The sequence below is a fragment of the Pseudomonas sp. BN411 genome, assembly GCF_029871235.1.
Classification (GTDB): domain Bacteria; phylum Pseudomonadota; class Gammaproteobacteria; order Pseudomonadales; family Pseudomonadaceae; genus Metapseudomonas.
The window spans coordinates 421,347-444,860 of record NZ_SSOM01000067.1 but is presented as its reverse complement, the minus strand read 5'-3'; the positions used below and the strand labels follow the sequence as shown (position 1 = coordinate 444,860).

Sequence of the window (23,514 nt, the reverse complement as noted above, 5' to 3'; positions counted from 1 at the left end):
TATCCGGCAGACTGTTGCCTGTCGACGGCAAGCCCCTGCCGCAGTATTGGCACGCTAGTACTCAAAGTCCCAGCAGCCACGGGCCTTTCAGCAAACTGGCCCGAATAATGCTGATCAGGTGGTCAGATCGCGCAGAGGAACTGCCATGACCACCATTTCCACCAATTCGGCCATTTCCAGCTACCTCGGTCTCGCCTCCCGGAGCAACAGCAGCAACAGCACCGGCACAGATAAGACCGAGTCCAAGGCCGCAGACAAATCGACCGCCACCCAGGACCCGGTGGCCGACCTGCGCCGCTATGCCAACGCCCTGATCGCCCAGAGCCGTGGCGGCCTGTTCCGCGCCATGAGCGGCGGTGGCAATGCCATCGGCGGCAGCCATTTCAGCGGCACCCAGCCCACGAAGACGACCCCATCAACTGGCGGCGCCGACAAGATCCAGCTGCCGGATGTCGCCGAGCTGGACCGCGACGAAGCCCTGAAGCTCAAGGACAAGGTGCAGAAGCTGATCGACGCCGGCTTCGACGAGAAGGACAGCGGCCTCGGTTTCGTCGGCTACGACGGCGACAAGAAAACGAACTCCCTGACCACCTACCGCGACTGGCTGCAGGCCAAGGGCGGGGTCAGCATCTACGTCTGACCGCTGGCTGCCGACCGCCGGCCACTCATCGGCTGGCCTGACCGGCCGGCAATAAGCCATTGGCTGGCCACTAAACTGAAAGTGTCCCGTGATTGCGGGACACGGAGGGGGCCACTCCAGCTACACACGACTCGGCTGCCGCGGCTCCTTCCACAGTCTCTCCACGCTCCCCGCCGCTTTTCGCTAGCTGCCCGCTCATCGAAGGAGGACAGGCAATGGACGAATCCAGGCTCAACGAGTTCATGGGCAAGCTGGTCTCCGACATGGGTGGCGCAGCGATGCTCGCCAATATCATCGTCGGCGACGAACTCGGCCTGTATCGCGCCATGGCCGACAGCCAGCCGGTAAGCCCGGACGAGTTGGCCAGCCGCACCGGTTGCAACGCGCGCCTGCTGCGCGAATGGCTGAGCGCCCACGCCGCTTCCGGCTACATGGAGCACGACAACGGGCGCTTCCGCCTGCCGGAAGAACAGGCGCTCGCCCTGGCCGTGGAAGACTCGCCGGTGTACGTGGCCGGCGGTGCTTCGGTCATCGCGGCGCTCTTCCACGACAAGGACAAGCTGGTGAAAGCCATGCGCGGCGATGGCGCCCTCGCCTGGGGCGATCACCACCCCTGCATGTTCAGCGGCACCGAGCGCTTCTTCCGCCCCGGCTACCGCGCCCACCTTGTAGCCGAGTGGCTACCGTCACTGGATGGTGTGGTGGACAAGCTCCAGGCTGGCGCCAAGGTCGCCGACGTCGGCTGCGGCCACGGCGCATCCACCGTGATCCTGGCCCAGGCCTTTCCCGCCTCGCGCTTCATCGGTTTCGACTACCACGGCCCCTCCATCGAGACCGCCAACCGGCGGGCCCAGGATGGCGGTGTGGCGGACCGCGCGACCTTCGTCCAGGCCAGCGCCAAGGACTACCCCGGCGACGGGTTCGACCTGATCTGCTACTTCGACTGCCTGCACGACATGGGCGACCCGGTGGGTGCCGCCCGGCATGCCTATCAGACGTTGAAACCCGACGGCACCGTGCTTCTGGTCGAACCCTTCGCCCACGATCATCTCGACGACAACATGACGCCGGTGGGGCGCCTGTTCTACTCGGCCTCAACCTTCATCTGCACACCCAATTCCCTGTCTCAGGAAGTCGGACTCGGCCTCGGCGCCCAGGCCGGCGAAGCACGCCTGCGCAAGGTGTTCGAGGAGGCCGGCTTCACCAGCTTCCGCCGAGCCACGGAAACGCCGTTCAACCTGATCCTCGAAGCACGCAAGTGAAGCAACCGGTGGGCGGAGTTCGAACCGCCCACCGCCCACCGCCTTGAACATCTCCAAGAAAGTCCTTGTCAGACAGGGAGTAATCTCGCTATTACGCTGATCCATGACCGCCAAAACTTTCCCGCAATAAATCCGTAACTTAGTAGTGCCCAGATAAGAAACACCGCCTCAACCTGCGCCATGGAAATCGGCGCCCAGCATTCCGCCGCGTTGGGTCGACCGGCCCTCCGGCATCGTTGCAAGGAAATTCCGAATGCACAGAAGACAAGTCATCAATGCCCAGGTCAGCCCCAAGGGCGCCCTCGACACCCTCTCCCAATTCGAAGTGCAGCAGCTCAGCGAAGCCGGTTCCGGCCGCATGTACCAGCTCTTCCGCCAGTGCGCCCTGGCCATCCTCAACACCGGCGCGCACAGCGACAACGCCAAGACCATCCTCGACGCCTACAAGGACTTCGAAGTTCGCATTCACCAGCAGGACCGTGGTGTGCGCCTGGAACTGATCAACGCCCCGGCCGACGCCTTCGTCGACGGCGAGATGATCGCCGGCACCCGCGAGATGCTGTTCAGCGCCCTGCGCGACATCGTCCACACCGAGAACGAACTCAAAAGCCGCCGCTTCGACCTGGAAAGCTCCGAAGGCATCACCGACTACGTTTTCCAACTGCTGCGCAACGCCCGCACCCTGCGCGCCGGCGTCGAGCCGAAGATCGTCGTGTGCTGGGGCGGCCACTCCATCAGCACTGACGAATACAAGTACACCAAGAAGGTCGGCCACGAACTGGGCCTACGCAGCCTGGACGTCTGCACCGGCTGCGGGCCGGGCGTGATGAAGGGTCCGATGAAGGGCGCCACCATCGGCCACGCCAAGCAGCGCACCCACGGCGGTCGCTACCTGGGCCTGACCGAGCCGGGCATCATCGCCGCCGAGGCACCCAACCCCATCGTCAACGAACTGGTGATCCTCCCGGACATCGAGAAGCGCCTGGAAGCCTTCGTTCGCGTGGGCCACGGCATCATCATCTTCCCGGGCGGCGCCGGTACGGCGGAGGAATTCCTCTACCTGCTGGGCATCCTGATGCACCCGGACAACCAGGACCTGCCCTTCCCCCTGGTGCTCACCGGGCCGAAGAGTGCAGCGGCTTATCTGGAGCAATTGCACGCCTTCGTCGGCGCAACCCTGGGCGAAGCCGCACAGGGCCGCTACAAGATCATCATCGACGACCCGGCAGCAGTGGCCATCGAGATGGCCCAGGGCCTCAAGGCGGTGAAGCAGTACCGCCGCGAACGCGCGGATGCCTTCCACTTCAACTGGCTGCTGAAGATCGACGAAAGCTTCCAGCACCCGTTCGAGCCTTCCCACGAGAACATGGCCAGCCTCGAACTGCGCCGCGACCTGCCGCCACACGAGCTGGCCGCCAACCTGCGCCGGGCGTTCTCCGGCATCGTGGCCGGCAACGTGAAGGACAAGGGCATTCGCCTGATTGAGCAGCACGGCCCCTACGAGATCCACGGCGACGCGGCGGTGATGCAGCCGCTGGACGAGCTGCTCAAGGCCTTCGTCCGCCAGCACCGGATGAAACTGCCCGGCGGCGCAGCGTATGTGCCCTGCTATCGGGTGGTGCAGAGCCACGTGGCGGAGCTGGTGGGCTGAAGTTCCCACGGAAACACAATTGCGGATTCGGTCCGCAATCTTGTAGGGGCGAATTTATTCGCCAAGGGCAACGCAGTTGCCCCTGACTCCATTGGGCAGGCCGTTGGCCTGCTTGGCGAATGAATTCGCCCCTACAGGAAAAGCCATCGGCGCTATTCCGGGCCCCCAAATGGTGGCCCCCATCATTCACCCCAGGACGTGACACGAGGCACTCCGGTCGCGAGATGGCCCGCTCGGGGCTAGTCTCTCCGGGACGCTCGACAGGGGGAATAAAGCGCCATGCGATCCAGCCTTGCCTCCGGCGTGACGCGCCGGGAAATCTGGGCCTGGGCGATGTTCGACTTCGCCAACTCCGGCTACACCACGGTGATCATCACCGCCGTCTTCAACGCCTACTTCGTCGCCGTGGTGGCCGAAGGGAAATCCTGGGGCACCCTGGCCTGGACCAGTACCCTCGCCCTCTCCTACGCCCTGGTGATCCTCACCGCGCCACTGATCGGCGCCTATGCCGACGCCACCGCACGCAAGAAACGCCTGCTGTTGTTCAGCACCCTCGGCTGCGTGATCTTCACCGCCGCGCTGGCCTTGGCCGGACCGGGCGCCATGGCACTGGCGGTGCTCTTCGTGGTGCTGTCGAACTTCTGCTTCGGCACCGGGGAAAACCTGATCGCCGCCTTCCTCCCGGAGCTCGCCCGCGATGACGCACTGGGCCGTGTCTCCGGTTGGGGCTGGGGGCTGGGCTACATCGGCGGCCTGGTCAGCCTGGGCGCCTGCCTGGGTTATGTGAGCTGGGCCCAGGGGCAGGGCCAGACTGCCGCGCAGTTCGTGCCGGTCTGCGTGGTCATCACCGCCCTGCTCTTCGCCCTCGCCAGTACCCCGACCTTCCTCTACCTGAAGGAACGCAGCCAGCCGCAACCGGCCGTGGCGGGCGGCGCCTGGGCGCGTTTCGCCCGGACCATGCGCGAAGCCAGACACTACCGCGACCTGATGCGTTTCCTCGCCTGCACCGTCTGCTACCAGGCCGGCATTGCCGCAGTGATCAGCCTGGCGGCCATCTACGCCGACCAGGTGATGGGCTTCACCACCCAGGACACGCTGATGCTGATCTTCATCGTCAACATCACCGCCTCCGTCGGCGCAGTGCTGTTCGGCTGGCTGCAGGACCGCATCGGCCACCGCCCGACCCTGGCGCTGACCCTGCTGGGCTGGCTGGCCATGGTCGGCATGATCTGGCTGGCCAGCGGCCCGACCCTGTTCTGGGCCGCCGCCAACATCGCCGGCCTGTGCATGGGCGCCAGCCAGTCGGCGGGGCGCGCCATCGTCGGCCTGCTCGCCCCGCCCACGCGGCTGGCGGAGTTCTTCGGCCTCTGGGGCCAAGCGGTGAAGCTCTCCGCCATCCTCGGCCCCATGACCTACGGCCTGGCCAGTTGGCTATCCGGCGGCGACCACCGACTGGCCATGCTGATCACCGGCAGCTACTTCGTGATCGGCCTGCTGCTGCTCGCCAGCGTGCGCCTGGAGCGTGGACGGCGGGCGGCGCTGACCGGCTGAGGCTCATACGCCAAACCAGTTCAGGGCGGCCGGGCTGGTGTTCAGGTAGAGATGCTTGATCTCGCTGAACTCCTCCAGCCCGGCCCGCGACAGCTCGCGACCGATCCCGCTGGACTTGTAGCCGCCCCAGGGTGCCTGGGGGAAGGCGGCGTTGTAGTCGTTGATCCACACCGTACCGGCCCGCAGCCGGCGAGCCACGCGATGGGCCTTGGCGAGATCGCGGGTCCAGACACCGGCAGCCAGGCCGAAGGGCGTGCCGTTGGCCAGTTGCAGCGCCTCGGTCTCACCCTCGAAGCGCTCGACGGTGATCACCGGGCCGAAGATTTCTTCGCGGGCGATGCGCATGGATGCACGCACGTTGCCCAGCAGGGTCGGCTCCAGCCAGAAGCCCCGCTCGAATCCCTCGCCCTGGGGAATCTGTCCACCGGCCAGGAGCTGGGCGCCTTCCTCCAGCGCACCGTTCACCATGTCCAGAACCTGGTCGCGCTGGCTGGCGGAGATCACCGGCCCCATCTGCGTGCCGTCGGCCAACCCGGCACCCAGGCGGATGCGCCGCACCCGTTCCGCCAGCGCCTGGACGAAATCGTCATGGATGTCCGCTTCCACCAGCAGCCGCGAGCCCGCCGAGCAGACCTGGCCGGCATTGAAATAAACGGCGTTGAGCGCCTGATCCAGTGCCACCTCGAAATCGGCATCGGAGAAGACGATGTTGGGGTTCTTGCCTCCCAGCTCCAGCGCCACCCGCTTGAAGTTGCCACTGGCCGCGCGCATCACCTTGCCTCCCGCCGTTGCGCCTCCGGTCAGGGACACCAGGTCGATATCCGGGCTGGCGGCCAGACGCTCGCCGATCTCACCTGGTCCTGTGAGCAGGTTGAACACGCCTGCCGGCAATCCCACCTGCTCGATCAGCTCACACAGGCGCAGGGCCGTCAGTGGCGTCAGGCTGCTCGGCTTGACCACCAGGGTGTTACCCGCCGCCAGCGCCGGGGCGACCTTCCAGGCCAGTTGCAGCAACGGATAGTTCCAGGGCGCGATCAGTGCACAAACGCCCACCGGCTCACGCTGGTTGAGGCTGATGACATGGGCCGGCGCATGGGTGTTGACGGTCCCGCCCTCGGCTTCCAGCAAGGCGGCGTAGAAACGGAAGGTCGCCACCACATTGGCCACATCGCCCTGGCTCTCGCCGAGGGTCTTGCCGGCGTTGAGGGTTTCCAGCCGCGCCAGGTGCTCGCCATCGACCTCGATGGCGTCGGCGATGCGCCGCAGAACTGCGGCCCGCTCGCAGACACCCAGCCAGGGCCATTCACCCTGGTCGAAGGCGCGGCGCGCAGCATCGATCGCCAGGTCGGCATCCGCCGCAGCGGCGACCGCCACCTGCACCAGCACGTCCTCATTGGCCGGGTTGATCACCGGCCGCAGCCGGGGTTCGACCGGGTCACGCCATTGGCCGTCGATGAAGAGTTGGTGGGTCGCCATGGGCATCTCCTGGGTTCGGATTGAAGGTGGCGTCACTGTCGGCCACCCCACTGGCGTGCGGTTGATGGATTGCGGCGAATCGCTGGCGCATTGCGTCGGTTGAACGAACGCGCCAGGGAAGGTCGCTCCACATCAAGTCGCCCGACCTCGGCTCCCTAGACTCGAATCCAACAACCCACCCCGCATGGAGTCCCCATGGACAAACTCGATCACTGGCAGGCGCGGGTCGACCTCGCCTGCGCCTTCCGCTGGGCCGCCCGCCTGGGGCTGCACGAGGCCATCGCCAACCACTTCAGCCTGGCGGTATCCGCCGATGGCCGGCAGTTCCTGATCAACCCCTACGGCAAGCACTTCTCGGAAATCCGCGCCAGCGACCTGATCCTGGTGGACGCCGACGACCCGAGCACCCTCGACCGCCCTGATGCCCCGGACATCACCGCCTGGGCCCTGCACGGCGCCCTGCACCGCAACCAGCCCCAGGCCCGCTGCGTGCTGCACACCCACTCGAAATACGCCACCGCCCTGGCCTGCCTGGCCGACTCGCGGCTGCCGCCCATCGAGCAGAACTGCATGCGCTTTTTCGAGCGGGTGGCGATAGACGAAGGTTTCGACGGCATGGGGCTGGGTGATGAAGCGGAACGGGTCAGCCGCCTGCTGGATGGCAAGCCGGTGCTGCTGATGGGCAACCACGGCGTGATGGTCGCCGCCACCAGCGTGGCCCAGGCCTTCGACGACCTCTACTACTTCGAACGCGCCTGCGAGACCTACATCACCGCACTGGCCACCGGCCGACCGCTGCGCATCGCCAGCGATGAGGTGGCGCGCAAGACGGCTCGACAGTGGCTGGAGTATCCGGACTTCGCCGAGAAGCACTTTGCGGCGCTCAGGCGGATGCTCGATCGGGAAGAGGTGGAGTATCGGTTGTAGCCCAGCGGTCTTGCCGTAGGTTGTGGCTGAGCTCCGCGAAGCCCAACGGGGAATGTGCCCAGGATTGTTGGGCTTCGCTTCGCTCTGCCCAACCTACGGAAACATCGAGCAGGAAAATCGCTATCCCTAGCTCGGGGCTTTTCCCTGTGGGGGCGACTTCAGTCGCGAAGGCAGATCGCAGATTTGCCATTGGAAACTCGAGCCGGCCCACCACCCTCATCCGAACGCGGCCCGCCCCGGCCCCTCTCCCGCAAGCGGGCGAGGGGTGACTCGCGCCGGCCATTCGGTGCCATCCGGTAGGCACCTTTCCTGTAGGGGCGAATTCATTCGCCAAGCAGGCCGAAGGTCTGCCCTTGGGAGTTCGAGCGGGGCCTACTCCCCTCACCCCAACCCCGCTCTGCGCCCCGGCCAGCTCGCTTCGCGCCCAGGCGCTCATCGGCACCGAAAGCAGTGCTTTCGAAAGCGTGCCTCTTCGCCCCAGAGGGAGAGGGAGCTGTCCGCGCTCGGATTGGAATCTCTGTGGGGGCGATTTCAATCGCTAAAGCGGATCGCAGATCCGCCCTTCCTACGCCCCCTGCCTGGTCAGCGGCTGACGCATCACCGGGGCGGTCCAGGTCTGGCTGCGGTCCTCGCTGGGCGGGCAGCCGAAGCGGGCGCGGTAGGCGCGGGAGAAGTGTTCCAGGGAACCGAAGCCGGAACTGGCGGCCACCTGGGCGACGCTGAGGTTGGTCTGTTGCAGCAGGTTGTGGGCACGGGCCAGGCGCAGGGCGATGTAGTACTTCAGCGGCGACAACCCGGTGTGCTGCTTGAACTGGCGTTCCAGTTGCCGGCGCGACAGGCCGACGCGGCTGGCGATGGCCTCGCAGTCCAGGGGTTCTTCCAGGGTCTGCTCCATCAAGCGCACAGCCCGACGCAACTTGCCTTCGTGCAGCGGTTCACCCTTCTGGCCATCGTCCAGTTGGCTCTCCGTCGGCGCGCGCACCTGCCCCACCAGCAGGTGCATGCCGATTTCCCGGGCCAGGTCAGCGTCGATCCGGCTGCCCAGCCAGGTGAGCATCATGTCCAGGATGGCGGCGGCACCAGCGCAAGTCAGGCGCTGGCGGTCGAGGCAGTAGAGCTGGGCGCGGGAGCGCACCTTGGGATAACTCTCCTGGAAACCCGGCAGGTTGTCCCAGTGCACCGCGGCGTCGTAGCCGTCCAGTACACCAGCCGCAGCCAGCAGTTCGGTGCCGGTTTCCACCCCTACCAGCACGGCACCGAACAACGCCTGCTTGCGCAGCCAGCTCTTCAGCAGGTTGTTGCGGCAGTGCCGGTGCACATCGAAGCTGGCGATGACGAAGCAGAGGTCGAATTCCTGCTCCGGGCTGATGCCTGCCTCCACCTGGCTGGACAGGCCATTACTGGCCTGTACCGGCTGACCGTCCAGCGACAGCACGGTCCACTGGAACAGCGGCTTCTGGCTCAGCCAATTGGCGATGGCCAGCGGTTCGGCCACCGCCGCCAGCCCCAGGCTGGGGAATGACGGCAACACCAACAGGCCAACGCGCAGCGTGCTGTCGCCGCCCAGCGGGCGTTCCCGGGAGTTCAGGCCTTCCACGTTCGGCACCTCTCGTCAGTGCTCTGGTTATCGTTGTTGTCCACGCCAGTCCGGATGGGTCCATACCGGGACCTGGGCCGCAGGCAGGGGTGACTGGCCCCGGATCATATCGCTGGCCTTCTCCGCGATCATCACGGTTGGCGCATTGGTGTTGCCACTGACGATGATCGGCATGATCGACGCATCCACCACCCGTAGGCCTTCCAGCCCGTGCACCCGCAGTTCGGGATCGACCACCGCTTCCGGGTCGCTGGCCGGCCCCATCTTGCAGGTGCCACTGGCGTGGTAGCCGGTTTCGGTCACACGCCGGGCCCAGGCATCCAGGGCCTGGTCACTGAGGTTATCCGGCCCCGGCACCAGCTCCTTGCCTTTCAGCCCGCGCATGGCCGGCTGCTCGATGATCTCCCGCACCAGTCGCGCACCGGCGCGCATGTCGGCGCGGTCCTGCTCGGTCTTCAGGTAATTGAACTGGATGCGCGGCGACAGCCGTGGATCGGCGCCGCGCAGGGTGACGCTGCCGAGGCTGGTGGGGCGCATCAGGTCGATATGAATCTGGAAGGCGTGCGATGGCACGAGGTCAACGCTGCCCGGCTGTACCGCGAGCGGCATGAAGGTGAGTTGCAGGTCCGGGTGCTCGACGCCCGCCCTCGAACGGATGAAGGCCCCGGCCTCGAAATGGTTGCTCGCGGCCAGGCCGTCGTGGCTGACGAACCAGCGCGCGCCGATCCACCATTTGCCCGGCGCGCGGGTCCAGGGGTAGATCGACACCGGCTGCTTGCACAGGTACTGCACCACGGTGTCCGGATGATCGTTGAGGCGCCGGCCGACGCCGGGCAGGTCATGCACGACCGGAAGGCCATGGGCGCGAATTTCCTCCGCCGGACCGACGCCCGATAGCAACAGCAATTGCGGCGAGTTGATCGCCCCGGCGGCGAGGATCACTTCGCGGCGGGCGCGGGCCTGGTGCACCTCGCCGTTCTGCTCGTACTCGATACCGCAGGCGCGGCGCCCCTCGAAGAGAATGCGCAGGCTCAAAGCACCGGTGGCGACCGTGACATTGCCGCGTTGCAACGCCTCGGTCAGGTAGCCACGGGCGGTGCTCCAGCGCTTGCCCTTGCGGGTGGTTCGATCCACCGGACCGAAGCCTTCCTGGCGGAAGCCGTTGAGGTCGCGGCTCTGCCCATAGCCCGCTTCCACGCCGGCCTGGACGAAGGCGGAACAGAGTGGCGTGTCGATGTTGCCCGCGGTCACGTGCAGGTGACCGGCGTCGCCGTGGTAGGCGTCGGCGCCGTGCTCGTGGTTCTCCGCGCGGATGAAATAGGGCAGCACTTCCTGGTAGCTCCAGCCGTCGCAGCCCTGCTCGGCCCAGCTGTCGTAATCGCGGGCATGGCCACGGATGTAGACCATGCCGTTGATGGACGAGGAGCCACCCAGGGTACGCCCGCGCGGCGTGCCGATGCGGCGGTTGTCCAGCCAGGGCTCGGGCTCAGTGCTGTAGCTCCAGTTGTAGCGACTGCCGCCAACGACGATGCCCACGGCCGAAGGCATGTCGATGGTCCAGCTCTGGTCCAGCGGCCCGGCTTCCAGCACCAACACCTTCACACCGGGCTCGGCGCCCAGGCGGTTGGCCAGCACGCAGCCGGCCGAGCCGGCGCCGACAATCAGGTAATCGAACTCGGACATGGCACGTCCTCCGGAAGCGGGCTCAGGCCCGCTCCTCGCCATGGATGCCCTTGAACACCAGGCGGTGGAAGTGATGCACCAGGTGCTCGCTCTCGTTGCTGCGCTGGGCGTCGATCATGTAGCGGCCCTGGTCGTAGCCGAGGGAATGCAGACCCTTCTGCACGGTGATGTTGAGCTCGATGTCTTCCGGCCCCAGCTCTTCGTTCATCCAGCGCATGCAGGCCTTGCTGACCTCCGCTGTCTCTTCGTTCGAGCTGTAGTAGCCGAAGCGCAGCAGGGAACGCTCGGCATCCAGCGGAATCATGATGAAGGTGCCTAGGAACTCGGAGAACGGGAAGGTGTAGAAGGTGTTGTTCGGCCACATGCCGATGTTGAAGAAGCACTCGTCCGGATTCAGGTCTTCCCGCAACTTCACGCCGTAGGCTTCGCCGGCCTGGAGGTTGGCCGGGGCGATGTAGGTCCACCAGTTGTCGCGCTTGGTCAGGCGGTAGCCCTTGAAGTCGATCAGCTTGGCCAGATCGATGTGGCAGGGGCCGGACAGCTTGAAGTGATAACCCTCGATGGAGTTGTCCATGATCACCTTCCAGTTGGCCGGCACGATCACGTCCTGCTCCTCGATCAAGCGCATACGTTCGAGATCGGGGAACACCCGGTGCATCTCCTCGTCGGCGCCGGGGAACAGCTCGGCCAGGGACGGCGCATTGGGATCGAGGTTGAAGTAGATGAAGCCGCCCAGTTCCTCCACCCGCACCTGCGGGATGTTGAATTGCTGCAGCTCGAAGTCCTTCATCCGCTCGCAACGCGGCGCGCTGCGCAGGCTGCCGTCCATCTCGTAGCACCAGGAGTGGTAGGCGCAGCGCACCACGCCGCCGGTGGTGCCGCGACGGCCTTCCAGCAGGCGGTTGCCGCGGTGCTGGCAGACGTTGTGGAAGGCACGGATCTCGCCCTTCATGCTGCGCGCCACCACCACACTCTGGTCGAACATATCCACAACCACGTACTGGCCCGGCTCGCGGAACTCGCTCTTGTGCCCGGCCACATGCCAGGCATGCATGAAGATGCGGTCGCGTTCGGCCTTGAACAGGCTCTCATCGAAGAAATAGCGCGACGGCAGGGTGAAGGCGGATTCGGGGTCCTGTTCGGCCCAGCCTTCGATGGAGGTTTGCAGTTTGATGGCTTCGACGGATTGCATGATCGGTACTCCTCCCAGGTGTTGTTCGTGCGGCTCGGCGGCCTGCTTTGGGAGCCAATCTAGGGGAGCGGAATTTGGCTGAATTGATGTCAAGCGACGAGTTGCCAGCGCAAAAGATCAACACCCTCCCCCGCCGTTCCTGGCTGCGGCAGAAGATGTCGTTTCCCATCAAGTGGCAGGTTCCACCCCTCCTATGCTCGGGCAGGCGAAGGGGCCTGAAGAGCCCCACAGCATCCCGCTGACTTCTGCCGTAGCCGCCCGATAGGAGCGTCAACCATGTCGAAGAAAGTCCTGTGCCTGCTCGCTGCATCCCTGTTCACCAGCCACTCGCTCACCGCCCTGGCGGCCGAGCCCGCCAGCTGCAAGACCGTGCGTATGGCGGAAGTCGGTTGGGCCGATATCTCCGCCACCACGGGCCTGGCCAGCACCTTGCTCAAGGGGCTGGGCTACAAGCCGCAGACCCAGCTGGCTTCCATTCCCATGGCCTACATGGGCATGGAGAAGAACAACATCGATGTCTACCTGGGCGCCTGGATGCCCTCGATGGAAGTGATCGCCAAGCCCTTCCTGGACAAGGGCAGCGTAGAGAAGGTGCGCACCAACCTGCTGGGCGCCAAGTACACCCTGGCGGTGCCGGAGTACACCTTCGATGCCGGCCTGAAGGACTTCAAGGACATCGGCCGCTTCCGCCAGCAACTGGAAGGGCACATCTATGGCATCGAACCCGGCAATGACGGCAACCTGCTGATCCAGGGGCTGATCGACAAGGGCCAGTTCGGTCTCAACGGCTTCAAGCTGGTGGAGTCCAGCGAGGCCGGCATGCTGGTCCAGTTGCGCCGCGCCGTGCAGGCACAGAAGCCAGTCGTATTCCTGGCCTGGGAACCGCACCCGATGAACACGAAGTTCGCCATCCGCTACCTCAGCGGCGGCGACGCCAGCTTCGGCCCCAATTACGGCAGCGCGGTGGTGGATACCCATACCCGCAAGGGCTACAGCGCAGAATGCGGCAACGTCGGCACCCTGCTGAAGAACCTGGAGTTCAGCCTGGCCATGGAGAACCAGATCATGGGCGCCATCCTCGACGACAAGGAACAACCCGAAGCGGCTGCCAAGGCCTGGCTGAAAGCCAATCCACAAGTGCTGGAGCAGTGGCTGGCGGGGGTGACGACCTACGACGGAGCGGCGGCGCTGCCGGCGGTGAAAGGAAGTCTGGGCCTGTAGCCCGTAGGGTGCGCTGCGCGCACCGCATCGGCGTGCGCAGCGAATCAAAGGAACGGCGCCCGGCACATGTTGGGCTTCGCGTAGCTCAGCCACAACCTACAGGTTCGCCCCGTCTGTGCCCGCGCCGCCGTCTAGACTGCTTCCATTCCCACCGAAAGGAAGCGCCATGCCTGACGCCACGGAAGTCCTGCTCGATTTCGCCAGCGCCCTTGCCGTCGGCCTGTTGATAGGCGCAGAACGCGGCTGGCGCGAGCGCAACAAGGAAGCGCTGCGGCTGGTTGCCGGCATTCGCTCGTTCGGCCTCACCGGGCTGCTCGGCGGATTCGCCTCCTTCCTTGGCGAGCAGTTCGGCACGGCGGTGTGGGTGGCGATCTTCGCCTGCTTCGCCGTGCTGGTCATCGCCTCCTACTTTGGCGAGCTGGTGTATATCGGCGACCTCGGGCTCTCCACCGAATTGGCGTTGCTGATCACCTTCCTGCTCGGCAGCCTGGCGGTTGCCGGCCACCACGTGCTGTCCGGTGCTGGTGCCGTCGTGGTTGCGCTGCTGCTGAGTCTCAAGGACGCCCTGAACCACGCCCTGCAGCGGCTCAGCGAGGAGGAGCTGCTGGCCGCCCTCAAGCTGCTGTTCATCTCGGTGGTATTGCTGCCGATCCTGCCCAACAAGGGCTACGGCCCGTGGGAGGTGTTCAATCCCTATGCGACCTGGTGGATGGTGGTGCTGATCGCCGCGCTGGGCTTCGCCGCCTACTTCGCCATCCGCCTGGTGGGCACCCAGCGCGGGTTGCTGCTGACCGCCTTGCTCGGCGGCACCGTGTCCTCCACCGCCATGACCATCACCCTGTCCCATCTGCAGGAACACCGTGCCCTGCGCCCGCTGCTGGCGGCGGGCCTTCTGGCCACCTCGGCGCTGATGTTTCCCCGCGTGCTGCTTGAGGTAGGGCTGGTGAACCCGGCCCTGCTGTCACGCCTGGCCTGGCCGCTGGGTATCGCGGCGTTGGTCTATGCAGCGGGGGCACTGTTTTTCTGGCGAGTTGCGGCCAACCGCGAATCGCCCAACGCCGAGCCGCCGCTGAAGAACCCCTTCGAGTTGGGCCCAGCCCTGCGCTTCGCTGCCCTGCTGGCGCTGATCCTGCTTCTGGTGGAGGCCGCCCGGCGTTACCTGGGGGACGTGGGCGTCTACCTGGTCTCGCTGCTCTCAGGCCTGACGGACGTCGACGCCATCACCCTGTCCCTGGCGCGGGGTGCGAACCGTGAACTGGGGGCGGAAGTGGCCGTACGTGGCATCTTCCTGGCGGTGCTGAGCAACAGCCTGGTCAAGGCGGGACTGATCGTGGTGATCGGTGGCAAGGGGCTGGCGCTGCGCACCTTCCCCTTCATCGCCGGCGGCCTGCTGGCCGGTACGGTGGCCTTGCTGATGGTCTAGGGATTCAGCGCTTCAGGAAGCCTTTCAGCAGCTCGCCAACGCGCTCGCCCAGTTCCTGGTTGGCCGAGAGCTGCAGCCCTCGCGCCAGCTCGCTGTCCACCACCTGTTCCACCAACGGACGCAGCGCCAGCAACTGGCGATTGAGTTCGTCCAGTTCGCTGACATGGGGCAGGCTGCCGGACAGCAGCGGGTTGACCAGGTGCTCGACGATCATCCGCACGATGCCGGCGGACACCGGCTCCACTTGGCGGCGGATCGCGACGAATTGGGCCAGCAGCACGTCCAGCGGAATCCCGGAGCGGTAGAGCTGCACCCCGGCGCTGAACACACGCGGATTGAGCACCCGCAAGTGATCACCGGCGAACTCGATCAGGCCCAGCTCGCGGGCGCGGTCCATGTTGTCGTCGGTGAGGTCGGCGCCGAACAGCGCCTGCACTTCGTCGAAGCCCAGGCGCGTGGGTTCCACCAGGTTCCAGGCGCCGACTATGGCCTGCTCCAGCCCCAGCACATGGGCGAGGTCCTGCCCCTGTTCCCAGGCTTCCAGCAGTTCGCGAATGCTGGCGATGCTGTAGCCGCGCTCCAGCAACTGGCCGATCAGCCGCAGCCGGGCCAGGTGCTCGCCGTTGTAGATGCCCACCCTTCCGCGCCGCTCCGGCGGCGGCAGCAGGCCGCGGTCCTGATAGGCGCGCAGGTTCCGTACCGTGGTTCCGGCCTCAAGGGCCAGTTCGTCCACCGTGTATTCGGCGTCCGGCACTACCGGAGGCTCGGCGGCCTGGTTGAGGAGTTTGCTGAGAAAGGAGGGGACATTTTTCATGGGCCGGATCATATCGCCGCCCCTCTTCCGCCAACAACAGCCCCCGGATTGGCCCAACCATTGGCTGGACTTGTCGTGGGACACCTTTCACGGCAATGGGGAAATTTCGCTGCAGACGCTCTATTTCGCACCCTGTAACCATTCGGTAACGCGGTAACAGCGGAGGCATTGGGCATCGGCAAGCTATGGCCAGGGCCGGAATCCCTGTTCAAGAATAACCGTGACATTGACTGATGTAACAGTCACGACACGGAGATTCCCATGCCTGCCCCTGCCCTCAGTGCCCAAGATCTGTCCGAGTTCCGCAATGTGCAGCAACTGGCCTATCGCTGCGCCCAAGCCATCGCCGCCGAACTGAAACCCGGCATCAGCGAGAAGGAAGCCGCCGCCCTGATGAAGACCTGGTTGCAGGATCACGGCGTGCGCGACTGGTTCCATCAGCCTTTCGCCTGGTTCGGTCCGCGCACCGCCTTCAAGGGCTTCGACGGGCTGCGCCACCTGGGCGGATTCAACCTGGCCTTCTACCCCGGCAAGCAGCGCCTGGAGGAAGGCATGCCATTCATCCTCGACTGCGCGCCGACCCTGGGCGCCTACACGGCGGATATCGGCTACTCCGGTGCCCTGGGCAGCAACCTCGTGGTCGAGCGCCTGATGGACGACCTGATGGAGCATCGCCAACTGATCCTCGACCTCGTGCAGCAGCGCCAGCCGCTGGCCAGGGTCAGCCAGGCGGTGGACAGCCTCTGCGCCCGCCAGGGCACCCTGCCCCGGCACAAGGCCTATCCGTTCGAGGTGCTGGCCCACCGGGTGGAAAAGCTCGGCGAGCGCAAGCAGGGCCTGTCCATCGCCCGCTTCGGCGTGCGCAACATCTACACCCTGACCCGCAACGCGCTGATCACCGGCCGCCGCGAAGGCTGGTCGCCCCTGTGGTCGAGCAATAGCCGTTCGGAGCATCCGCCAACCCCCGGCCTCTGGGCGGTGGAACCGCACCTGGGTTTCCGTGGCGTCGGCGCCAAGTTCGAAGAACTGCTGGTGGTGACCGAGGACGGCGCCTTCTGGCTGGATGACGACCTGCCCCACGTGCGCCGCTGGCAGGCCCGCCAGCAGGGCAAGCAGGTGGCCGCATGAACGCGCCGCTGATGCTGGAACCCCAACGCTTCGCCGTGAAGGGCGATGGTGTCGAACTGGCCGCCTACCGCTGGGGCAATGCCGCCGGCCCGACGCTGCTGCTGGTCCACGGCTATCCCGATAACCACGAGGTCTGGTTGCCGCTGATTCGCGAGCTGGCCGCCGACTGCCAGATCATCGCCTACGACGTGCGTGGCGCCGGCGCCTCGGACATTCCGCGCAAAACCCGCGACTACCGGCTGGAGAAGCTGGCCAACGACCTGGAAGCGGTGATCAAGGCCGTCAGCCCCGATCGTCCGGTGCACCTGATCGCCCACGACTGGGGCTCGATCCAGTCCTGGGAAGCGGTGACCGAACCCCGTATCCAGCCGCTGCTGGCCTCCTACACCACGATTTCCGGTCCCTGCCTCGATCATGTCGGCCACTGGATGCGCGCCCGCCTGAAGGAAAAGCGCCCGCGCGCCCTCGGCCAGGTCATCGGGCAACTGGTCAGCTCCTGGTACATCGGCTTCTTCCATACCCCGCTGGTGCCTGAGCTGCTCTGGCGCGCCGGGCTGGCCCGCGCCTGGCCGACCCTGCTGCGGCGGCTGGAAGGCGTACGCGAATCACGCCCCAATCCGACCCAGGCGTCCGATGGCCAGCACGGGGTCAAGCTGTACCGCGCCAACTTCATCAGCAGCCTGTTCCGCCCGCGCCAGCGGCCGACCGAGGTGCCGGTGCAACTGATCGTGCCCACCCGCGACCGCTTCGTCCGTCCGCAGTTGTTCCAGGATCTCGATCGCTGGGTACCGCGCCTGTGGCGCCGTGAGGTGGCCGCCGGCCACTGGCAACTGATGGCCGATCCCAGTCGCCTGGCTGGCTGGATTCGCGAGTTCGTCGATCACCTGGAAGGAGGCGACATCAGCCGCGCCCTGCGACTGGCCAAGGTGCGCCCCGGCAGCGGCAGCTTCGCCGGCAAGCTGGTGTTGGTGACCGGTGCCGGCGGCGGTATCGGTCGCTCCACGCTGCTGGAGTTCGCTGAGCGCGGCGCCAATGTGCTGGCCGCCGATATCGACCTGGCCGCCGCCGAGCGCAGCGCGGAGCTGGCCAGGGCCCTGGGCGCGGAAGCCTGGGCCAGGCAGCTGGACGTCAGCGACAGCGCGCAGATGGAAGCCTTCGCCGACTGGGTGCGGGACGAGTTCGGCAGCCCGGACCTGGTGGTCAACAACGCCGGCATCGGCATGGCCGGCGCCATGCTCGACACCCGTCCCGAGGACTGGGAACGCCTGCTGCGGGTCAACCTGTGGAGCGTGATCGACGGCTGCCGGCTGTTCGCCCGGCAGATGCTGGAGGCCGGCAAGGGCGGGCATATCGTCAACGTCGCCTCGGCGGCCGCCTTCGTGCCCTCGCGCAACTACGCCGCCTATGCCACCAGCAAGGCGGCGGTGCTGATGCTCAGCGAATGCCTGCGTGCCGAACTGGCCGGCAAGGGCATCGGCGTTACCGCAATCTGCCCGGGGCTGGTCAACACCGGAATCATCCAGGCCACCCGCTTCAACGGCCTGGACGGGGAAGCCGAAGCCAAACGCAAGGCCAAGGTGCAGCGCCTCTACCAGCGCCGCAACCTCACCGCCGAAACCGTCGCCACCCGCATCGCCGACGCGGTGGAGCGCAACAAGCCGGTGCAGGCCGTGGGCAGTGAAGCCCACCTCAGCGTCGCCCAATGGCGCTTCGCCCCCTGGCTGTCGCGCCTGTTGGCGCGCCTCAACCTGTCTGCCTGAGGACCTGTCCATGAGCCAAGAGCATCACCGCCTGGAACAGCGCAAGGTGCGCTTCGACTTCGCCGACACGCCGCTGCACTGGGTACCCGGCGAACCGGAGGCCTCGCACATCATGAACACCCTGCACCTGATCCTGCCGGCCGGGGAATTCTGGTTCTGCCGGGTTTACAACAAGGCCCTGCCGCTGATTACCGACGAGCAGTTGCGCGAAGACGTGCGCGGCTTCGTGCGCCAGGAAGCGCAACACGCCCGCGCCCACGACAGCGCGCTCACCCCTTACCTGGAACGCCACGGCATCGACCCGACGCCCTTCACCAAGGGCATCTACTGGCTGTTCGAGAAGGTGCTGTGCGACTACCCCCTGGGCGAAAACACCTTCACCCGCTGGCTACAGCCCTGGTGGCTGCGCCAGCGGGTTGGCCTGATTGCCGCGGTGGAGCATTTCACCTGCGTGCTGGGCAACTGGATCATCACGACCCGCAGCCTGGACGACGCCGACCCGGTGATGCTCGACCTGCTGCGCTGGCACGGCGCCGAGGAAGTGGAACACCGCTGCGTGGCCCACGACCTGCACGTGCACCTGAAAGGCAGCCTGCTGATGCGCTGGTTCTACATGCTGGTGGCCAGCGGTGCGCTGATCTTCCTGTTCAGCCGCTCGATGCGCACGCTGATGCGCCAGGACCCGTCCACCCGCTACCACTGGGGCTTCCTCCGCCTCTGGCGCGCCCTGGGCAAGCGCGACCTGCTGCCGCCCATGGGCAGCATCGGCGTGGCGGTCATGCGCTACTTCCGGCCGGACTTCCACCCTCGTACCGAAGGCGACCTGCAGGTGGCGCTGGATTACCTGGCAAGCTCCCCTGCCGCGCAGCGGGCTGCGGCGGAGGCGGCGGGTTGAAGCTGGTGGGATGAATTTGTGTGCGGTGGGGAAGGTGTAGCCGAGAAGTCCGCCGCCCTCACCCCAACCCTCTCCCAGAGGGAGAGGGGTGCCTCGCGCCGGCTACTCCGTGCCAACCGGCGGACACCTTTCCTGTGGGGGCGATTTCAATCGCCAAGCAGCCTTGTAGGGTGGGCTTTAGCCCACGCTGACCTGCGATGGTGGGCTGAAGCCCACCCTACCGACCTGTGTGCGAACTCATTCGCGAATCGTAGGTTGTGGCTGAGCGACGCGAAGCCCAACAATCGGACCCCGCGAAATCTCACCCCTCGAACTGCTCATCCAGCAGCGGCAACCCCGCTGCCCTTTCCAGCAGGTCATTGGGCAGGCTCTTGCTGGCGCGGGCGCCGAGGAGCTTGAGGTTTTCCACCCGGCTGATGAGGTTGCCGCGGCCATCCACCAGCTTGTTGCGGGCGTTGGCGTAGGCCTTGTCCAGCTGTTGCAGGCGGCTGCCCATCTCATCCAGGTCCTGGACGAAGGCGACGAATTTGTCGTACAGCGCCCCGGCGCGCTCGGCGATCTCGCGGGCGTTCTGGCTCTGCCGCTCCTGGCGCCAGAGGCTGTCGATTACCCGCAGGGTGGCCAGCAGGGTGGTCGGGCTGACGATCACGATGTGCTGCTCGAAGGCTTCCTGGAACAACCCCGGATCAGCTTGCAGGGCAGCGGCGAAGGCGGCTTCGATGGGCACGAACAGCAGCACGAAGTCCAGGCTGTGCAGCCCTTCCAGGCGCTGGTAGTCCTTCACTGACAGTCCCTTGAGGTGGCTGCGCAAGGACAGCACGTGTTGCTTCAGGGCCTGGCTGCGGGCGGCTTCGTCGTCGGCGGCGATCAGCGCCTGGTAGGCGGTGAGGCTGACCTTGGCGTCCACCACCACCTGCTTGTCCCCCGGCAGCTGGATCAGTACGTCGGGCTGGAATCGCTCGCCCTCGGCACTCTTCAGGCTGACCTGGGTCTGGTATTCGCGCCCCTTCTCCAGGCCGGCGTGTTCCAGCACCCGTTCCAGCACCAGCTCGCCCCAGTTGCCCTGGGTCTTCTGGCCTTTCAGGGCGCGGGTCAGGTTGGTGGCTTCATCGCCCAGGCGTTGGTTGAGCTGTTGCAGGCGCTCCAGTTCCTTGCCCAGGGAGAAGCGCTCGCGGGCTTCCTGTTGATAGCTCTCCTCTACCCGCTTCTCGAAAGCCTGGATACGTTCCTTGAGGGGGTCGAGCAACTGGCCAAGGCGCTGCTGGCTGGTTTCGGCGAAGCGCTGCTCGCGCTCGTCGAAGATCTTCCCAGCCAGTTCGGCGAACTGCGCCCGCAGGTCGTCGCGGGCCGCCTGCAGGTCGGTCATGCGCTGCTCGTGGGACTCGCGCTGCTCCCGCAGTTCGGCTTCCAGGCTGGCGCGGTCGGCATCCAGGCGGCGCAGCTCGGCATCCTTGCGCTCACGTTCCTGGTTCCAGGCCAGCAAGGCCTCCCGGGCACTCTGGCGCTCGACGCCGAGCAGCTCGGCCTCGCGGCGCAGGGCTGCCAGTTCGGCCTGTTGGGCGGCGTTCAGGTGGTTGAGCTCGCGATTTTCCTCGCGGCTGTCGTCCAGTTGGACGGTGAGGCCATCCTGGGCCAGTTGGGCATTGGCCAGGCGCTCTTCGAGCAGGGTCTGTTCGGTTTGCAGGGCAGTGAGCTTGCGCTGCTGCTGCCAGGCCAGGCCCAGCAGGGGTAAAGCGGCGGCCAGCAGGCCGATCAACAGGTTGGGGATATCTAGGGGCATGAGCGGCTCCGCGCTGGAATGCCGGGAGTATACCCAGCGGCGCGGGGCGCGATCAGGAATGCTGAGGGAGGCGGCCGAGTAGGCGTTTGGCTTCGTGGGAACCCTGGGAAGCGGCCTGTTCCAGCCAGTGGCGGGCCTGCTCGGGTTCATTGACGCGGGGCTGGCTGCACAGGCGCCCCAATTCAAGCTGCGCGCGGCTGTCGCCGGCGCGGGCGGCCTGGCGCAGCATGTCCAGGCCGATGCGGCGGTCACGCTGGTTGCCGCAGTCGCGGCAGAGCATCTGGCCCAGGCGGCTTTGCGCCACGACCACGCCTTCCCGTGCCGGCTGCTTGAGCAACTTGCCAGCGATCCGCTTCACGCTCTGCGCCTGGCCCAGGCGCGGGCTGTCCAGCAGCCAGAGGGCAACGCGGGTGGGCAGGGTTTTCTGGCTGGAAACAGACTCAGCGGGGACGCGGAACTTCATGAAAAGGGGGCAGGTGGCCGGAAAGGCGCGCAACTCTACTCCTTTTTCGTGGCAGGTAAAGTCTTGCAATTGCCGCAGATGGCGTTCTAGAGCAAGTGCTCAGGACAAATCCACAGAACCTGTGGATAACTCTGTTGAGAAGATGCTCGAAACGTCACCGAGTGCTCATGGTTCGTGGGCTCCGCTCAAACTGATGATTTTTTCACCAATTATAAAATTCCTTATTTTTCATGTAGTTATGAAATCATCTCTGAGAATCAAGCGTTTACGGGGCATTTCATCAGCCCTTTGCGAGGCTGCATCGCAACTGTGCACAACTTGAAACTGTCAAGCCCCTACCCGCCCCGTTACGGGGCATTTTGCTCTGAAATGCGCCTGGAACCTGTGTTGCACGGGCGTTCCAGACGGCGACGAATGGCACGAAAAAAGCGCTCCGGGCACTCTCCGGAAGCTGGTACGAACGTCCTTCTGCGCCAACACTGTGCACAAGTTCGTCCCCCTCTTGTACGAACCCGTTTTCCTCCCACGCGGGAAGGCTTTTAGAATGCCCAATCCGGCCCTTCGACCCCTGCTACCCCATGGACAAAGCCCGCATCCATCGCCTGATCCTCGACAAGCTCGCCGCCGACCTGCAATTGCTGCAACGCGCGGCGCAGACCGCCTACGAGGCGGCTACCCACAAGGAGAACATTGCCGAGAACAAGTACGACACCCTCGGCCTGGAAGCCTCCTACCTGGCCACCGGCCAGGCGCGCCGTGCTGCGGAGATCAAGCAGGCACTGGGGTTGTTCGAGAGCCTCAACCTGCGCCCCTTCGACCCGGCACGCGGAATCCAGCTCAGCGCACTGGTGCTGCTGGCAGCCGAAGACGGCAGCGAACAGCGGTTGTTCCTCGGCCCCGAGGCCGCCGGCCTGAAAGTGGTCGAGGAAGGCGAGGAAATCACCGTGATCAGCCCGCGCTCACCCCTGGGCCAGGCGCTGCTGGGCAAGGCCGAAGGCGCCGAGGTGACCTTGACCATCGGCAATGGCCAGCAGACCTTCGAGGTGCTGGAGGTACACTGAATACCTGCCGCCACACCGTTTTGGAGGCTCCATGGCTCGCCCACGTCGCATCCTGCGCATCAGCTTCAATCCCCTGGTCCTGACCCTCAGCGTCGCCCTGGGGGTCTGGCTCGGTTTCATTGCCATCGGCCTGACGACCTACTTCGGTTACCAGCTCTACACGGCCGACAACAAGGCCCCGGTGGCCGAGGTTTTCATCCCGCCGCCTGCGCCGCCGCAAGCGGAACCGGAGCCGGCGCCCCTGCCGCCGGGCACGGGCGAAGAGCGCCTGCAGAAGTACGAGGAGAACTACAACGCCGCCCAGCGCGCAGACAACGAGCGCCAGGAACGGCTGGAGGAACAGCGCCGGCTGAACGATGCCAAGTGCCAGTTCTGGACCGAGCAGTACCGCAATGCGCCGACCGAGAAAGCCAAGCGCAACATGGCCCAGGAGTGTGGTTAGCAGGCGCACCTCGTCTGATTTCAGTGTGCCAGCCGACCAAAGGCAGCCGGCTTCAATTGGCCGTCACACTGACCCGGCTAGACTCATGTCGTGCGCCCTCCACTTCGGCGCCAGAGGCGGTTCGCAATGGGTCCCGAAATTTTCATAGCCCTGATGATCATGGGCTGGCTGCTGGCAGCGGTCGCGTTGCTGTGGGCCATGCTCAGGATCTCCCACCATCACCACCACCATCACAGCCGGCCTTCGCCACCCCACTCCTCCCGCTCGTTCCGACGGCACAAGGCGAAGAACGCACCGGTTATCCCGCACTGAACCTCTTGTTGAGCCGGGGGCGCTTCGCGCCCCTTGGCGAATGAATTCGCCCCTACAAAGGCCGTGTCAGGGCGAGGAGGTTTTCGTAGGTTGGTGCGGGCGGCGTTCCGCTAGAGCGCAGCGAAACCCAACGCTTCGGCGCCTGTGCCTTGCCGCGTTGGGCCTCGTGGGCTCGGACCAACCTACGAGGCCGCCGCGCGGCCCTTGGCGAATGAATTCGCCCCTACAGCTGTCGT

The 23,514-nt window shown here is 65.8% G+C and carries 20 protein-coding genes; 13 read left to right on the top strand and 7 right to left on the bottom strand.

The window, feature by feature from the left end; translation table 11 throughout:
* Positions 1 to 145: 145 nt before the first annotated feature.
* The 4 genes from E8F06_RS14830 to E8F06_RS14815 all read left to right on the top strand — a co-directional run bounded on the left by E8F06_RS14830 (position 146) and on the right by E8F06_RS14815 (position 5,104).
* Positions 146 to 640, top strand: coding sequence for a hypothetical protein (locus E8F06_RS14830; protein ID WP_280368463.1), 495 nt, complete (start codon positions 146 to 148; stop codon positions 638 to 640).
* 215 nt (positions 641 to 855) lie between these two features.
* Positions 856 to 1,902 carry a class I SAM-dependent methyltransferase gene (locus E8F06_RS14825; RefSeq protein WP_280368461.1) on the top strand — a complete coding sequence of 349 codons (1,047 nt, stop codon included), beginning with the start codon at positions 856 to 858 and terminating at the stop codon, positions 1,900 to 1,902.
* 253 nt (positions 1,903 to 2,155) lie between these two features.
* On the top strand, positions 2,156 to 3,553 hold the full coding sequence (gene ppnN, locus E8F06_RS14820) for a nucleotide 5'-monophosphate nucleosidase PpnN (RefSeq protein WP_280368458.1): 1,398 nt from the start codon (positions 2,156 to 2,158) through the stop codon (positions 3,551 to 3,553).
* Positions 3,554 to 3,832: 279 nt separating this feature from the next.
* Entirely contained in the window at positions 3,833 to 5,104 is a 1,272-nt protein-coding gene (locus tag E8F06_RS14815; RefSeq protein ID WP_280368456.1) for an MFS transporter, read from the top strand.
* A gap of 3 nt (positions 5,105 to 5,107) precedes the next feature.
* Here E8F06_RS14815 and E8F06_RS14810 read toward each other — a convergent pair whose 3' ends face one another.
* The gene (locus E8F06_RS14810; RefSeq protein WP_280368454.1) at positions 5,108 to 6,580 is read right to left on the bottom strand and encodes an aldehyde dehydrogenase family protein; all 1,473 of its coding nucleotides are present in this window, start codon (positions 6,578 to 6,580) and stop codon (positions 5,108 to 5,110) included.
* A gap of 195 nt (positions 6,581 to 6,775) precedes the next feature.
* Here E8F06_RS14810 and E8F06_RS14805 point away from each other — a divergent pair, with 195 nt between their 5' ends.
* A complete protein-coding gene (locus tag E8F06_RS14805) occupies positions 6,776 to 7,507 on the top strand; it encodes a class II aldolase and adducin N-terminal domain-containing protein (RefSeq protein ID WP_179060173.1) in 732 nt (243 codons plus the stop codon).
* 565 nt (positions 7,508 to 8,072) lie between these two features.
* On the opposite strand, the gene E8F06_RS14800 is transcribed toward E8F06_RS14805, so the two are convergent.
* Genes E8F06_RS14800 through E8F06_RS14790 form a run of 3 tightly spaced genes read right to left on the bottom strand, consistent with a single transcriptional unit; the run spans position 8,073 to position 11,979 of the window.
* Positions 8,073 to 9,104 carry a GlxA family transcriptional regulator gene (locus E8F06_RS14800; protein ID WP_280368451.1) on the bottom strand — a complete coding sequence of 344 codons (1,032 nt, stop codon included), beginning with the start codon at positions 9,102 to 9,104 and terminating at the stop codon, positions 8,073 to 8,075.
* A 27-nt stretch (positions 9,105 to 9,131) separates the two neighbouring features.
* The gene (locus E8F06_RS14795) at positions 9,132 to 10,787 is read right to left on the bottom strand and encodes a choline dehydrogenase (protein ID WP_280368449.1); all 1,656 of its coding nucleotides are present in this window, start codon (positions 10,785 to 10,787) and stop codon (positions 9,132 to 9,134) included.
* A 22-nt stretch (positions 10,788 to 10,809) separates the two neighbouring features.
* Positions 10,810 to 11,979, bottom strand: a complete 1,170-nt coding sequence (locus tag E8F06_RS14790) for an aromatic ring-hydroxylating dioxygenase subunit alpha (RefSeq protein WP_280368447.1) — start codon at positions 11,977 to 11,979, stop codon at positions 10,810 to 10,812.
* A gap of 276 nt (positions 11,980 to 12,255) precedes the next feature.
* Between E8F06_RS14790 and E8F06_RS14785 the strand changes: the two genes are divergently transcribed.
* A complete protein-coding gene (locus E8F06_RS14785; RefSeq protein ID WP_280368445.1) occupies positions 12,256 to 13,200 on the top strand; it encodes a choline ABC transporter substrate-binding protein in 945 nt (314 codons plus the stop codon).
* A gap of 166 nt (positions 13,201 to 13,366) precedes the next feature.
* Positions 13,367 to 14,623 carry an MgtC/SapB family protein gene (locus E8F06_RS14780; protein ID WP_179060178.1) on the top strand — a complete coding sequence of 419 codons (1,257 nt, stop codon included), beginning with the start codon at positions 13,367 to 13,369 and terminating at the stop codon, positions 14,621 to 14,623.
* 4 nt (positions 14,624 to 14,627) lie between these two features.
* On the opposite strand, the gene E8F06_RS14775 is transcribed toward E8F06_RS14780, so the two are convergent.
* Positions 14,628 to 15,437 (bottom strand): MerR family transcriptional regulator, encoded by an 810-nt coding sequence (locus E8F06_RS14775; protein WP_280368441.1) that lies wholly within the window; start codon positions 15,435 to 15,437, stop codon positions 14,628 to 14,630.
* 261 nt (positions 15,438 to 15,698) lie between these two features.
* Between E8F06_RS14775 and E8F06_RS14770 the strand changes: the two genes are divergently transcribed.
* Genes E8F06_RS14770 through E8F06_RS14760 form a run of 3 tightly spaced genes read left to right on the top strand, consistent with a single transcriptional unit; the run spans position 15,699 to position 19,220 of the window.
* On the top strand, positions 15,699 to 16,565 hold the full coding sequence (locus E8F06_RS14770; protein ID WP_280368438.1) for a M24 family metallopeptidase: 867 nt from the start codon (positions 15,699 to 15,701) through the stop codon (positions 16,563 to 16,565).
* Positions 16,562 to 18,325 carry an SDR family oxidoreductase gene (locus tag E8F06_RS14765; RefSeq protein WP_280368437.1) on the top strand — a complete coding sequence of 588 codons (1,764 nt, stop codon included), beginning with the start codon at positions 16,562 to 16,564 and terminating at the stop codon, positions 18,323 to 18,325. Before E8F06_RS14770 ends, E8F06_RS14765 begins: the two co-directional genes overlap by 4 nt.
* Positions 18,326 to 18,335: 10 nt before the next feature.
* On the top strand, positions 18,336 to 19,220 hold the full coding sequence (locus E8F06_RS14760) for a metal-dependent hydrolase (RefSeq protein ID WP_280368434.1): 885 nt from the start codon (positions 18,336 to 18,338) through the stop codon (positions 19,218 to 19,220).
* Between the two features lie 301 nt (positions 19,221 to 19,521).
* Here the strand turns inward: E8F06_RS14760 and rmuC are convergent, their stop codons facing one another.
* Together rmuC and E8F06_RS14750 are read right to left on the bottom strand one after the other, a co-directional pair.
* Entirely contained in the window at positions 19,522 to 20,886 is a 1,365-nt protein-coding gene (gene rmuC, locus E8F06_RS14755) for a DNA recombination protein RmuC (protein ID WP_280368587.1), read from the bottom strand.
* 166 nt (positions 20,887 to 21,052) lie between these two features.
* The gene (locus tag E8F06_RS14750; protein WP_280368585.1) at positions 21,053 to 21,463 is read right to left on the bottom strand and encodes a sel1 repeat family protein; all 411 of its coding nucleotides are present in this window, start codon (positions 21,461 to 21,463) and stop codon (positions 21,053 to 21,055) included.
* Between the two features lie 578 nt (positions 21,464 to 22,041).
* Between E8F06_RS14750 and E8F06_RS14745 the strand changes: the two genes are divergently transcribed.
* The 3 genes from E8F06_RS14745 (at position 22,042) to E8F06_RS14735 (ending at position 23,278) form a co-directional block, all read left to right on the top strand.
* Complete coding sequence (locus E8F06_RS14745) at positions 22,042 to 22,524, top strand: GreA/GreB family elongation factor (RefSeq protein WP_280368432.1); 483 nt, start codon at positions 22,042 to 22,044, stop codon at positions 22,522 to 22,524.
* A gap of 31 nt (positions 22,525 to 22,555) precedes the next feature.
* A complete protein-coding gene (locus E8F06_RS14740; RefSeq protein ID WP_280368431.1) occupies positions 22,556 to 22,966 on the top strand; it encodes a hypothetical protein in 411 nt (136 codons plus the stop codon).
* 126 nt (positions 22,967 to 23,092) lie between these two features.
* Positions 23,093 to 23,278 (top strand): hypothetical protein, encoded by a 186-nt coding sequence (locus tag E8F06_RS14735; protein ID WP_280368428.1) that lies wholly within the window; start codon positions 23,093 to 23,095, stop codon positions 23,276 to 23,278.
* Positions 23,279 to 23,514: the final 236 nt, after the last annotated feature.